7 protein-coding genes, 2 tRNA genes and 2 rRNA genes are annotated in these 12,723 nt (G+C 57.5%); 5 read left to right on the top strand and 6 right to left on the bottom strand.

All coding sequences use genetic code 11. The features are described from left to right. Positions 1 to 38: 38 nt before the first annotated feature. From ACK2VC_RS07525 to ACK2VC_RS07500, 6 genes are read right to left on the bottom strand one after another with little or no spacing between them, the layout of a single operon-like run. Positions 39 to 1,502 carry an RNA polymerase factor sigma-54 gene (locus ACK2VC_RS07525; protein ID WP_486732977.1) on the bottom strand — a complete coding sequence of 488 codons (1,464 nt, stop codon included), beginning with the start codon at positions 1,500 to 1,502 and terminating at the stop codon, positions 39 to 41. 18 nt (positions 1,503 to 1,520) lie between these two features. Then, positions 1,521 to 2,264, bottom strand: a complete 744-nt coding sequence (gene lptB, locus ACK2VC_RS07520) for an LPS export ABC transporter ATP-binding protein (protein WP_486732976.1) — start codon at positions 2,262 to 2,264, stop codon at positions 1,521 to 1,523. Position 2,265: 1 nt separating this feature from the next. After that, positions 2,266 to 2,817, bottom strand: a complete 552-nt coding sequence (gene lptA, locus ACK2VC_RS07515) for a lipopolysaccharide transport periplasmic protein LptA (protein WP_486732975.1) — start codon at positions 2,815 to 2,817, stop codon at positions 2,266 to 2,268. 51 nt (positions 2,818 to 2,868) lie between these two features. Then, positions 2,869 to 3,459 carry an LPS export ABC transporter periplasmic protein LptC gene (gene lptC, locus ACK2VC_RS07510; RefSeq protein WP_486732974.1) on the bottom strand — a complete coding sequence of 197 codons (591 nt, stop codon included), beginning with the start codon at positions 3,457 to 3,459 and terminating at the stop codon, positions 2,869 to 2,871. Continuing rightward, positions 3,456 to 3,998, bottom strand: coding sequence for a KdsC family phosphatase (locus ACK2VC_RS07505; RefSeq protein WP_486732973.1), 543 nt, complete (start codon positions 3,996 to 3,998; stop codon positions 3,456 to 3,458). The genes lptC and ACK2VC_RS07505 overlap by 4 nt, the downstream gene beginning before the upstream one ends. Then, the gene (locus ACK2VC_RS07500; RefSeq protein WP_486732972.1) at positions 3,998 to 5,029 is read right to left on the bottom strand and encodes a KpsF/GutQ family sugar-phosphate isomerase; all 1,032 of its coding nucleotides are present in this window, start codon (positions 5,027 to 5,029) and stop codon (positions 3,998 to 4,000) included. The genes ACK2VC_RS07505 and ACK2VC_RS07500 overlap by 1 nt, the downstream gene beginning before the upstream one ends. 99 nt (positions 5,030 to 5,128) lie before the next feature. On the opposite strand from ACK2VC_RS07500, the gene ACK2VC_RS07495 reads away from it, so the two are divergent. The 5 genes from ACK2VC_RS07495 (at position 5,129) to ACK2VC_RS07475 (ending at position 12,604) form a co-directional block, all read left to right on the top strand. After that, on the top strand, positions 5,129 to 7,114 hold the full coding sequence (locus ACK2VC_RS07495; RefSeq protein ID WP_486732971.1) for a monovalent cation:proton antiporter family protein: 1,986 nt from the start codon (positions 5,129 to 5,131) through the stop codon (positions 7,112 to 7,114). Positions 7,115 to 7,597: 483 nt separating this feature from the next. Then, positions 7,598 to 9,134, top strand: a 16S ribosomal RNA gene (locus ACK2VC_RS07490). 128 nt (positions 9,135 to 9,262) lie between these two features. Further along, positions 9,263 to 9,339 (top strand) — tRNA-Ile (locus ACK2VC_RS07485). Positions 9,340 to 9,351: 12 nt separating this feature from the next. Then, a tRNA-Ala gene (locus tag ACK2VC_RS07480) sits at positions 9,352 to 9,427 on the top strand. Positions 9,428 to 9,732: 305 nt separating this feature from the next. Then, a 23S ribosomal RNA gene (locus tag ACK2VC_RS07475) occupies positions 9,733 to 12,604 on the top strand. Together the 16S and 23S rRNA genes with 2 tRNA genes alongside form the textbook arrangement of a ribosomal RNA operon. The last annotated feature ends 119 nt before the right edge of the window (positions 12,605 to 12,723 follow it).

Here is a 12,723-nt window from a genome sequence, read left to right as displayed (position 1 = left end):
CCGGAACACAGCAACGAACAGACTGCTAAACAACAAAACTACCAAGCCTTGCGCAGATTGACTGGGGGAATTTTCAGGGCTTCACGGTATTTGGCGACGGTGCGGCGCGCCACTACCATTCCCTGTTCTCCCAGCATTTCCGCTACCTTGCTGTCAGAAAATGGATTCTTGGGGTCTTCTGCTCCTATCAGTTGCTTGATGAGTGCCCGAATCGCGGTAGAGGACGCTTCGCCCCCGGCTTCGGTAGCGACATGGCTGCCGAAAAAATATTTCAATTCGAACATCCCATGCGGGGTTAGCATGAACTTCTGAGTGGTGACACGAGAAATGGTGCTCTCGTGTAAACCCAGTGTATCAGCAATTTCGCGCAAGACAAGGGGGCGCATCGCCACCGCGCCATGCGAAAAAAAATTCCTTTGCCGATCAACGATTGCCTGCGAAACGCGCAGGATCGTATCGAAGCGCTGGCGCATATTCTTGATCAGCCATTTGGCTTCCTGCAATTGGCCTGCCAGCGCGGCTTCGCCCTTGTGCTGTTTCAGGATGCCGGCATACAGCGCGTGCACCCGCAGGCGCGGAATGGCTTCCTGATTCAGCATCGCCTGCCAACCCGCGCCCGTGCGCCGGACAATCACATCCGGCGCCACGTAGTCGGAGCGGTCGGCGGCAAACGGCGCACCCGGATGCGGATTGCATTGCCGAATCACGGCTTGCGCCTCGCGCAAGTCCTCGTCGTCGCAGTCGAGCGCTTTCTTCAGCTTGTTGAAATCGCGCTGGGCGAACAGCGCCAGGTGCTGCTCGACAATTTGCCGCGCCAGCCGGCGCGTCACCAGCGCCACGCGCGGCAGGCGCCGGATCTGCAAGGACAGGCATTCCGCGGCGTTGCGCGCGCCGACTCCCGGCGGCTCGAAACTTTGCAGCAGCGTCAGCGCGATGGTCAGTTCTTCAAGTTCGATTTCCAGTTCGGGCGGCAGCCGCTCCTGGATTTCCTGCAACGACTCTTCCAGATAGCCGTCTTCGTTCAAAGCCTCGATCACCACTTCCAGCAGCGCGCGGTCGCGCCGCGCCAGGCGCAGTTGCCGCATTTGCAGCAGCAGGTGCTCGCGCAGGCTGGTGTGTTGCGCTTCCAGTTGTGGCCGCGCGTCCTCATCCTCCGGCGCCTTGGCGCGCGGCGCGGCGTCATCGAAACTCCATTCGGCGTCGGTGGCAGTACGTTCGGTATCGGTGGTGCCATCGAATTCGGCGTCGCCGGCGGCGGACTCGGGGCTCTCGCCGCGCTCATGGTGATCGGCAGCGGCCGGTGCCAGCGCGCCGTCGGCCAGCAGCCGGATCGAGTTGTCCAGCGGATCGTCGACGCGTTCCAGCAGGGGATTCTCGGCCAGGATCTGTTCCAGCTCCTGCTGCAATTCCAGCGTCGACAGTTGCAGCAGCCGGATCGATTGCTGCAGTTGCGGCGTCAGGGCCAGATGCTGCGAGGTGCGGAGTTGAAGAGTCTGTTTCATGCGCCGCGCGTACTGCCGCTACATCCGGAAGTGCTCGCCCAGGTATACCCGCCGCACCGATTCGTTGGCGATGATTTCGTCCGGACTGCCGCTGGCCAGCACCGCGCCCTGGTTGATGATGTAGGCGCGATCGCAAATGCCAAGCGTTTCGCGCACGTTGTGGTCGGTGATCAGGACGCCAATGCCGCGTTCCTTCAGAAAGCGCACGATGCGCTGGATTTCGATCACCGCAATCGGGTCGATGCCGGCGAACGGCTCGTCCAGCAGCACGAAACGCGGATTGGTGGCCAGCGCACGCGCGATTTCAACTCGCCGCCGTTCGCCGCCGGAAAGCGACAGCGCCTGGTTTTCGCGCAGCTTCTCGATTTGCAATTCCGCCAGCAGATTGTTCAGCCGCTCGTCGATTGCCTTGCCGGTCAGCGGCTTGCCGCCCTCCTTTTGCAATTCCAGCACCGCGCGGATATTGTCCTCGACGCTCAACTTGCGGAATACCGAGGCTTCCTGCGGCAGGTACGACAAGCCGAGGGTGGCGCGGCGGTGGATCGGCAACTGCGCGATGTCGATCCCGTTCAGGCTGATCTGACCCGCATCCGCCGGTACCAGACCGACGATCATGTAGAACGAGGTGGTCTTGCCGGCCCCATTCGGGCCCAGCAGGCCGACGATCTCGCCGCAACCCACCTGCAGCGAGACGTCGCTCACTACCTGGCGCGGGCCGTAGCTTTTTTGCAGGCCGCGCACGATCAGGGTACTGAGGCTCATCTCATTGCGCCTTGTTTTCATTGCGCGGCTGGATCACGGCCTTGATGCGCCCGGCGCCCGGCTTGCTTTCACCGCTGACGGTGTTGTTGACCGAGTAGAACTCGGCACGGCTATCGTAGGAAATGAATTCGCCATTCACTTCGTCGGTCGGCCGGTTGCCTTCGAGGCGCCGGACATGGGCTTTGGCAAACAGCTTCACGACTTCGGTTTTGCCGTTGTACTCCATTCTTTCGGCTTCTCCTTCGACCCAGAGGTCGGGGCCGCCGTCGCGTTTTTGCCGAAAGCTGGCCAGTTTGCCGGGCGCGGCGTATGCGGTCGCGAACTGGTAGCCGGCCGGGTCGGTCACCACCACCATCTTGCCGGCTTTCATGATCAGGGTGCCGCGCGTCAGCACGACTTGACCGATGAAGGTATTGATCTGCTTGACGTCGTCGTATTCCATCTGGTCCGCTTCGATGTTGGTCGGCTTCTCGAAGTCGGCTTTTTCGGCATGGGCCAAGCCCGCCGCGGCCAGGTCCAGGGTCAGGAAGATCAAGAGTAGAAATCGTTTCATGGGTATCTCGGATTTGCCATCTAACTAAGGGTGCGGCCGTGCCGCCGGAGTTCAACGCGGCGGCGCCCGGTAGGTGCCGCGCACGCTGCTCGACAGGCGGAATTCACGGGTGGCATTGTTGGCATACATGCCGGTGCCATCCAGTACCGATTGCCCGAACAGGATATGCACCGGGCGATCGGTTTCGACGATGTCCTCGTCCGGCAATACCAGCAGATACTCCGACTCCAGGTGGAAATATTGCGCCATCGGCGTTGCCGGGCGATCGACGACGACGTTACCGCGCATGTGCGTTTTCGAATCCTCGTCTTCGATCCGCGCCTGATCGGCGCGGATCATCATCGGCGGTTTGTCTTTCTCCAGTCGGTTCATCACCGGCTGCTCGATTTCGGAGGAATTGTCGAGTGGGTAGTGAACCAGCTTGGTGCCAGAAATCCGGTAGCGCGGCAGGCCATCCTCGGCCATGCGGATGAAATCGAAATGCTGCACATAGTAATCGGGCGCGCTGCGTGCTGCTGCCGGCCCCTGCACGAGATTCCCTTGGCGCAGGGTTTCGAGCAGCCAGAAGCTGCCCAGAGCCAGGCCGGCGGCCAGCATGATCAGCAATGGCAGCCGAAACCGCTGACCCGGCGCCGCGTTCATGACAGGTAGGGCGCAAGCGCCGCTTCGTAATTGCCTTGTGCGCGCAGGATGAAGTCGCAGATTTCGCGCGCGGCGCCCTGGCCACCGGCAGTTTTCGTCACGTAATGCGCGCGCGCGCGCACTTCGGCATGGGCGTTGAGCACGCTGGCGGCAAAGCCGGCGCGTGTCAGAATTGGCAGATCGATGATGTCGTCGCCGATAAAGCCGCACTGTTCGGTGGCCAGACCGGTGCGCGCCAGCAATTGTTCGAATGCCGCGCGCTTGTCGTGCACACCTTGCTCCAGATGCGTGATGCCAAGATCGGATGCGCGCTGCGCCAGCATCGCCGATTGGCGCGCGCTGATGATCGCGGTCGCCACTCCGGATTGCTGCAACAGCTTGATACCCTGGCCATCGAGCACGTTGAAGACCTTGACGACTTCGCCGCTCGGGCCGTAATGCAGGCTACCGTCGGTCAGCACGCCGTCGACATCGAAAATCATCAGTCGAATCAGGGCGGCGCGTGCGCTTGCCGCCAGCAAATCGTCCGGGTTCGCCATCAAATCACCTTGGCGCGGGTCAAGTCGTGGATGTGGAGCGCGCCTACCAGCGTGCCGTCGGCATTCGCCACCAGCAACTGGTTGATGCGGAATTCCTCCATGATATGCACGGCATCCACCGCCAGCTGGTCCGGCCCGATGGTGCGCGGGTTCGGATGCATGACGTCGGCAATGGTGAGCCGGGTGAAATCCTGCACGTGCTCGATCAGGCGGCGCAAATCGCCGTCGGTAAATACGCCGATCACCCGGTTGCTGCCATCCACCACCGCCGTCATCGCCATCCCCTTGCGGGTAATCTCGAGCAGCGCGGCGGACAAGGAGGTGGCCGGTGTCACGGCCGGAATCGCGGCGCCGCTACGCATTACGTCGCGCACATAGGTCAACAGCCGCCGTCCCAAGGCGCCGCCCGGATGCGAGCGGGCGAAATCCTCCTCGCCGAAGCCGCGTGCATCGAGTAATGCCACCGCCAGTGCATCGCCCAGCGCCAGCGTGGCGGTGGTGCTGGCGGTTGGCGCCAGGTTGAGCGGGCAAGCTTCCTTGTCGACCGCGACATTCAAATGCACATCGGCCAATTGCGCCAGGCTGGAACTGTCCTTGCCGGTCATCGCAATCAGTTTCGCTCCCATGCGCTTGATGAACGGCACGATTGCCAACAATTCTGCCGCCTCGCCCGAGTAGGAAATCGCGATCAGGATGTCGCTCCTGGTGATCATGCCGAGGTCGCCGTGCGAGGCCTCGGCCGCGTGCACAAATAGCGCCGGGGTGCCGGTGGAGGCCAGCGTTGCCGCAATCTTGCGTGCCACATGGCCCGATTTGCCGATGCCGGAGACCACCACGCGTCCGCTGCCGGCCAGCAATAGTTCAATCGCGCGGGCAAAGGGGGCCTCCGGGCTGTCGTCAATTCTGCTTTTCAGCGCCAGCAGCGCGTCTGACTCGATTTGTAGCGTTGCCCGTGCCATGTCCAGTGCCCGCGCGGCGCTGAATTTGGCAGGAGACGGATTGGTCAAGCGTTGATCGTCGGTTACACTCATGTGGAAAGTATAAACGAATTAGATAAGCAAAAAACCTGCCAGAGGCACAATAGTCGAACCGGATACTCTTTCGAACGCCACTGAATTCCCCTCCTGACCATGTTTTCCGGACTCGAACTGGCTCTCTTCCTGCTGGCCGCTGCGGTGTTCGGGGTGGTTGCATTCCGCCTGCTGCACTTGCCGCCCATGCTGGGCTATCTGGTGGCCGGCATCGTGATCGGCCCGCATGCCCTGGGGTTCGCCGAGGATAGTGCGGTAACCCATACGCTGGCCGAATTCGGCGTCGTCTTCCTGATGTTTTCGGTGGGTCTCGAGTTCTCGCTGGCCAAGCTGTTGTCGATGCGTCGTATCGTATTCGGTCTCGGTATGGCGCAGGTATTGCTGACGATCATGGCGACCATCCTGCTGGCCGCGCTGATCGGCTATCTGCTGCCGCAACGCTTGGGCATCACTTGGCAAGCCGCGTTTGCGCTGGGCGGCGCACTGGCCATGTCCTCCACCGCCATCGTTTCCAAGCTGCTGGCCGAGCGCCTGGAACTGGATAGCGAGCATGGCCGCCGCATCATCGCCGTTTTGCTGTTTCAGGACCTGACCCTGGTGCCGCTGCTGATCATCGTGCCGGCATTGGCCAGGAATCCGGATGGCCTGCTGGGTGCCCTGGGCTGGGCCACGATCAAGGCGATCCTGGTACTGGCCCTGCTGCTGGCGCTCGGCCAAAAGCCGATGCGCAAATGGTTCCAGATCGTCGTCAAGCGGCGCTCGCAGGAACTGTTCATGCTCAATCTGCTGCTGATCACGCTGGGTGCTGCGTGGATTACCGAGCGCGCTGGCCTTTCGCTGGCACTGGGCGCGTTCGTCGCCGGCATGCTGATCTCCGAGACCGAATATAAGTACCAGGTGGAAGAGGATATCAAGCCGTTTCGGGATGTCCTGCTCGGCTTGTTTTTCATCACGATCGGCATGCTGCTGAATATCCGGCTGGTATGGGAAAACTGGTGGGCAGTGCTGCTGTTGCTGGGCGTGTTGCTGCTGCTGAAATTTTCCCTGACCGCGGCCCTGGTCAGGTTGTTTGGCGCCTCGGCCGGAGTGGCATTGCGCAGCGGCCTGGCGCTGGCGCAGGCCGGCGAATTCGGTTTCGTCCTGTTAAGCCAGGTCGGCGACTTGCATTTGATCGATCCGCTGGTGATTCAGATCATTCTGGCTGCCATGGTGTTGTCGATGTTGATTGCGCCGCTCATCGTCGCCAATTCCGACGCCATCGTGCTGAAGCTGGCGAGCAGCGAATGGATGATGCGGTCGTTGACACTGACCCAAATCGCCAGCCGCACGATGGACACCCAAAAGCACGTGATCATCGCCGGTTTCGGCCGTAGCGGCCAGAATCTTGCGCGCCTGCTGGAAGAGGAAAATATCGCTTACCATGCACTCGATCTCGACCCGGAGCGAGTGCGTGCCGCGCAGGCCGCTGGTGCCAATGTCTCGTATGGTGATGCCTCGCGGCGCGAAAGCCTGGTTGCGGCCGGCATCTACCGCGCCGCAGCACTCGTGGTTACCTACGTCAACACCCCGTCGGCGCTCAAGATATTACGACACTCCCATGCACTGGCGCCGACGGTGCCTGTCATCATACGCAGTTACGACGATACTGACCTTGATAAGCTGCGGTCGGCTGGCGCCTCGGAAGTGGTACCGGAGACCATCGAAGGCAGTTTGATGCTGGCCTCGCACGCTTTGGTCATTCTGGGTGTGCCCTTGCGGCGGGTCGTGCACCGGGTACAGGCTGCTCGCGAGGAGCGCTATGCGACCTTACGCGGGTATTTTCATGGCGTCGACGATGCTGGTCCTGGCATCGAGCACCAGCAGGTGCGATTGCACTCGCTTGTGTTGAGTGAGGGCGCGAAAGCAATCGGTAAATCGCTCGCCGAACTGGATCTGGCCTCTGCCGGTGCTGCAGTGGCCGGGATCCGGCGCGGCTCGAGCCGATTCGAGGCTGGCCCGGAAACGGTGTTGCAGGCGGCAGATGTCGTCGTCCTGCGCGGCACTGCCGAAGGAGTGGCCCGGGCGCAGGATATCCTGCTCAAATGAGAATATTCAAGAATTGTCTCGAAAAGCGCTTGCCATTGTTTCGCAACGTTTGATATAGTTCGCCTCCCGTTGAACGGGGCCTGGTTGGAAGTGCTGGAGACGGTGCGGAAGGTAGGTCGAACCGGGAAGATGGGGGGAGTGGGAAGCGGGGTAGGTTGAAGGGGTGGAGTAAAAAAGAAGTTGACGCCCTTTAAAATATGCTGCATAATTTCGCTTCTTTGCTGCTGACAAACACAACGCTTTGACAGCACTGCAAACCGCCGGAAGGTGGGCTGCAACAGCAACGCAGGTTCTTTAAAAATTAACAGCCGATAAGTGTGGGCGTTTAATGGCAGCGCACTGGTGCTTCGCAAGGAGTGCCGGATGACTAAAAGCATTAAATGCTCGCAAAGAAATATAGGAAGGTTCGCAAGAACATTCCTGTCAGTATTTTGAGTGAGCGACGGTTCTACGGAACTGGCCAGAAATGGCGAAACAGAGATTGAACTGAAGAGTTTGATCCTGGCTCAGATTGAACGCTGGCGGCATGCCTTACACATGCAAGTCGAACGGCAGCGCGGGGGGTAACTCCTGGCGGCGAGTGGCGAACGGGTGAGTAATATATCGGAACGTGCCCAAGAGTGGGGGATAACTAGTCGAAAGATTGGCTAATACCGCATACGATCTACGGATGAAAGTGGGGGATCGCAAGACCTCATGCTCCTGGAGCGGCCGATATCTGATTAGCTAGTTGGTGGGGTAAAAGCCTACCAAGGCGACGATCAGTAGCTGGTCTGAGAGGACGACCAGCCACACTGGGACTGAGACACGGCCCAGACTCCTACGGGAGGCAGCAGTGGGGAATTTTGGACAATGGGGGCAACCCTGATCCAGCAATGCCGCGTGTGTGAAGAAGGCCTTCGGGTTGTAAAGCACTTTTGTCAGGGAAGAAACGGCGAGGGCTAATATCCCTTGCTAATGACGGTACCTGAAGAATAAGCACCGGCTAACTACGTGCCAGCAGCCGCGGTAATACGTAGGGTGCAAGCGTTAATCGGAATTACTGGGCGTAAAGCGTGCGCAGGCGGTTGTGTAAGTCAGATGTGAAATCCCCGGGCTCAACCTGGGAATTGCATTTGAGACTGCACGGCTAGAGTGTGTCAGAGGGGGGTAGAATTCCACGTGTAGCAGTGAAATGCGTAGAGATGTGGAGGAATACCGATGGCGAAGGCAGCCCCCTGGGATAACACTGACGCTCATGCACGAAAGCGTGGGGAGCAAACAGGATTAGATACCCTGGTAGTCCACGCCCTAAACGATGTCTACTAGTTGTCGGGTCTTAATTGACTTGGTAACGCAGCTAACGCGTGAAGTAGACCGCCTGGGGAGTACGGTCGCAAGATTAAAACTCAAAGGAATTGACGGGGACCCGCACAAGCGGTGGATGATGTGGATTAATTCGATGCAACGCGAAAAACCTTACCTACCCTTGACATGGTCGGAATCCTGCTGAGAGGCGGGAGTGCTCGAAAGAGAACCGGCGCACAGGTGCTGCATGGCTGTCGTCAGCTCGTGTCGTGAGATGTTGGGTTAAGTCCCGCAACGAGCGCAACCCTTGTCATTAGTTGCTACATTCAGTTGAGCACTCTAATGAGACTGCCGGTGACAAACCGGAGGAAGGTGGGGATGACGTCAAGTCCTCATGGCCCTTATGGGTAGGGCTTCACACGTCATACAATGGTACATACAGAGGGCCGCCAACCCGCGAGGGGGAGCTAATCCCAGAAAGTGTATCGTAGTCCGGATTGGAGTCTGCAACTCGACTCCATGAAGTTGGAATCGCTAGTAATCGCGGATCAGCATGTCGCGGTGAATACGTTCCCGGGTCTTGTACACACCGCCCGTCACACCATGGGAGCGGGTTTCACCAGAAGTAGGTAGCCTAACCGCAAGGAGGGCGCTTACCACGGTGGGATTCGTGACTGGGGTGAAGTCGTAACAAGGTAGCCGTATCGGAAGGTGCGGCTGGATCACCTCCTTTCTAGAGTTAGCGCGAAAGTTAAGCGCCCACACTTATCGGTGTGTTAATACAAGAAAAGAACAGTGTAGGTCGGCATGGGCGGACACGAACAGGGTCTGCCGAAAGTTGGGCCGGGTACTGATCCAAGCGGGTCTGTAGCTCAGTTGGTTAGAGCACCGTGTTGATAACGCGGGGGTCGTTGGTTCGAGCCCAACCAGACCCACCATCAACGGAAATCGGGGGTTTAGCTCAGCTGGGAGAGCACCTGCTTTGCAAGCAGGGGGTCGTCGGTTCGATCCCGTCAACCTCCACCACTCTTTGAGAGTTCAAATCTCAGTCGGCTGTGCCAAACAAGCGCAGTCGATTCAGGTTTGATCTTTTGGATCAATGGCTGTTTTTGTTCTTTAACAATCTGGAAGAAGTAGTAAAGATTTATCAGTTGAAGCGGATGCGTTGTGATGACGTATCGGTGACAACTGGTGGGTAGTGATTGTATCAATCATAGTATGAAAGAGTTCTTGTCGATGGCGACATCGGCGAGCAGTCTGGAATACGGCACGCAAACTCAAACTCTATAACCATTTCTGGGGCAGCAATGCAGCAGAAGCCAAGGTTATAGGGACAAGCGAATAAGTGCACATGGTGGATGCCTAGGCGATGTCAGGCGACGAAGGACGTAGTAGCTTGCGATAAGCTGCGGGGAGCGAGCAAACACGCTTTGATCCGCAGATTTCCGAATGGGGAAACCCACCCTTTTAGGGTATTGCATGCTGAATACATAGGCATGCAAGGCGAACGCGGCGAACTGAAACATCTAAGTAGCTGCAGGAACAGAAATCAACCGAGATTCCCAAAGTAGTGGCGAGCGAAATGGGAACAGCCGCAAGTTTTAGCATCAGACATAGTGGAATGCTCTGGAAAGTGCAGCCATAGCGGGTGATAGCCCCGTACACGAAATGACTGGTGTGGAACTAAGCTTGCAACAAGTAGGGCGGGACACGAGAAATCCTGTCTGAAGATGGGGGGACCATCCTCCAAGGCTAAATACTCGACATCGACCGATAGTGAACCAGTACCGTGAGGGAAAGGCGAAAAGAACCCCGGAAGGGGAGTGAAATAGATCCTGAAACCGTGTGCATACAAACAGTAGGAGCCTCGCAAGGGGTGACTGCGTACCTTTTGTATAATGGGTCAGCGACTTACATTCAGTGGCAAGGTTAACCGGATAGGGAAGCCGTAGAGAAATCGAGTCCGAACAGGGCGACAGTCGCTGGGTGTAGACCCGAAACCAAGTGATCTACTCATGGCCAGGTTGAAGGTGCGGTAACACGCACTGGAGGACCGAACCCACTAACGTTGAAAAGTTAGGGGATGAGCTGTGGGTAGGGGTGAAAGGCTAAACAAACTTGGAAATAGCTGGTTCTCTCCGAAAACTATTTAGGTAGTGCCTCAAGTATCACCACCGGGGGTAGAGCACTGTTATGGCTAGGGGGTCATCGCGACTTACCAAACCATTGCAAACTCCGAATACCGGTGAGTGCGAGCTTGGGAGACAGACGTCGGGTGCTAACGTCCGGCGTCAAGAGGGAAACAACCCAGACCGCCAGCTAAGGTCCCAAAGATTGGCTAAGTGGAAAACGAAGTGGGAAGGCTAAAACAGTCAGGAGGTTGGCTTAGAAGCAGCCATCCTTTAAAGAAAGCGTAATAGCTCACTGATCGAGTCGTCCTGCGCGGAAGATGTAACGGGGCTAAGCCAGTCACCGAAGCTGCGGATATGCGCAAGCATATGGTAGGAGAGCGTTCTGTAAGCCTGCGAAGGTGTCTTGTAAAGGATGCTGGAGGTATCAGAAGTGCGAATGCTGACATGAGTAGCGATAATGCGGGTGAAAAGCCCGCACGCCGTAAGCCCAAGGTTTCCTGTTCAACGTTCATCGGAGCAGGGTGAGTCGGCCCCTAAGGCGAGGCAGAGATGCGTAGCTGATGGGAAGCAGGTTAATATTCCTGCACCGTCGTATGATGCGATGGGGGGACGGATCGCGGAAGGTTGTCCGGGTGTTGGATGTCCCGGTTCTTGACTCATAGAAGGCTGTCAGGCAAATCCGGCAGCGTAATTCAAGGGGTTGAGACCAACGACTTCGGTCGTGAAGCAATCGGAAGTGGTTCCAAGAAAAGCCTCTAAGCTTCAGTCATACGAGACCGTACCGCAAACCGACACAGGTGGGCGAGATGAGTATTCTAAGGCGCTTGAGAGAACTCGGGAGAAGGAACTCGGCAAATTGGTACCGTAACTTCGGGATAAGGTACGCCCCGGTAGCTTGACTGGCTCGCGCCAGAAGGGTGAAAGGGTTGCAATAAATTGGTGGCTGCGACTGTTTAATAAAAACACAGCACTCTGCAAACACGAAAGTGGACGTATAGGGTGTGACGCCTGCCCGGTGCTGGAAGATTAAATGATGGGGTGCAAGCTCTTGATTGAAGTCCCAGTAAACGGCGGCCGTAACTATAACGGTCCTAAGGTAGCGAAATTCCTTGTCGGGTAAGTTCCGACCTGCACGAATGGCGTAACGATGGCCACACTGTCTCCTCCCGAGACTCAGCGAAGTTGAAATGTTTGTGATGATGCAATCTACCCGCGGCTAGACGGAAAGACCCCATGAACCTTTACTGTAGCTTTGCATTGGACTTTGAACCAATCTGTGTAGGATAGGTGGGAGGCTTTGAAGCGGGGACGCCAGTTCTCGTGGAGCCACCCTTGAAATACCACCCTGGTTTGTTTGAGGTTCTAACCTAGGCCCGTTATCCGGGTCGGGGACCGTGCATGGTAGGCAGTTTGACTGGGGCGGTCTCCTCCTAAAGTGTAACGGAGGAGTTCGAAGGTACGCTAGGTACGGTCGGACATCGTGCTAATAGTGCAATGGCATAAGCGTGCTTAACTGCGAGACTGACAAGTCGAGCAGGTACGAAAGTAGGACATAGTGATCCGGTGGTTCTGTATGGAAGGGCCATCGCTCAACGGATAAAAGGTACTCTGGGGATAACAGGCTGATTCCTCCCAAGAGTTCATATCGACGGGGGAGTTTGGCACCTCGATGTCGGCTCATCACATCCTGGGGCTGTAGCCGGTCCCAAGGGTATGGCTGTTCGCCATTTAAAGTGGTACGTGAGCTGGGTTTAAAACGTCGTGAGACAGTTTGGTCCCTATCTGCCGTGGGCGTTGGAAATTTGAAGGGGGCTGCTCCTAGTACGAGAGGACCGGAGTGGACGAACCTCTGGTGTACCGGTTGTCACGCCAGTGGCATTGCCGGGTAGCTAAGTTCGGAAGAGATAACCGCTGAAAGCATCTAAGCGGGAAACTCGCCTTGAGATGAGATTTCCCTGGAGCCTTGAGCTCCTTGAAGGGTCGTTCGAGACCAGGACGTTGATAGGCTGGGTGTGGAAGTGCAGTAATGCATTAAGCTAACCAGTACTAATTGCCCGTAAGGCTTGTCCCTATAACCTTGGTCGCCTGAATCCAAGCGATTCAACAGGCCAATATAGGATGAGTAACATGCGTATGCCAACGATTGTGCATCACGCCCAATAATCCATTACTGCTTCTTCCCGATTGCGT

The sequence above is a fragment of the Herbaspirillum sp. WTB6 genome (assembly GCF_057457785.1).
This window is presented reverse-complemented; position numbering and strand designations above follow the sequence as displayed.

Coding starts and splice junctions, on each gene's coding strand:
- lptC (WP_486732974.1), bottom strand. CDS start 3,459: ATGAACGCGGCGCCGGGTCAGCGGTTTCGGCTGCCATTGCTGATCATG.
- lptB (WP_486732976.1), bottom strand. CDS start 2,264: ATGAGCCTCAGTACCCTGATCGTGCGCGGCCTGCAAAAAAGCTACGGC.
- ACK2VC_RS07495 (WP_486732971.1), top strand. CDS start 5,129: ATGTTTTCCGGACTCGAACTGGCTCTCTTCCTGCTGGCCGCTGCGGTG.
- ACK2VC_RS07525 (WP_486732977.1), bottom strand. CDS start 1,502: ATGAAACAGACTCTTCAACTCCGCACCTCGCAGCATCTGGCCCTGACG.
- lptA (WP_486732975.1), bottom strand. CDS start 2,817: ATGAAACGATTTCTACTCTTGATCTTCCTGACCCTGGACCTGGCCGCG.
- ACK2VC_RS07505 (WP_486732973.1), bottom strand. CDS start 3,998: ATGGCGAACCCGGACGATTTGCTGGCGGCAAGCGCACGCGCCGCCCTG.
- ACK2VC_RS07500 (WP_486732972.1), bottom strand. CDS start 5,029: ATGAGTGTAACCGACGATCAACGCTTGACCAATCCGTCTCCTGCCAAA.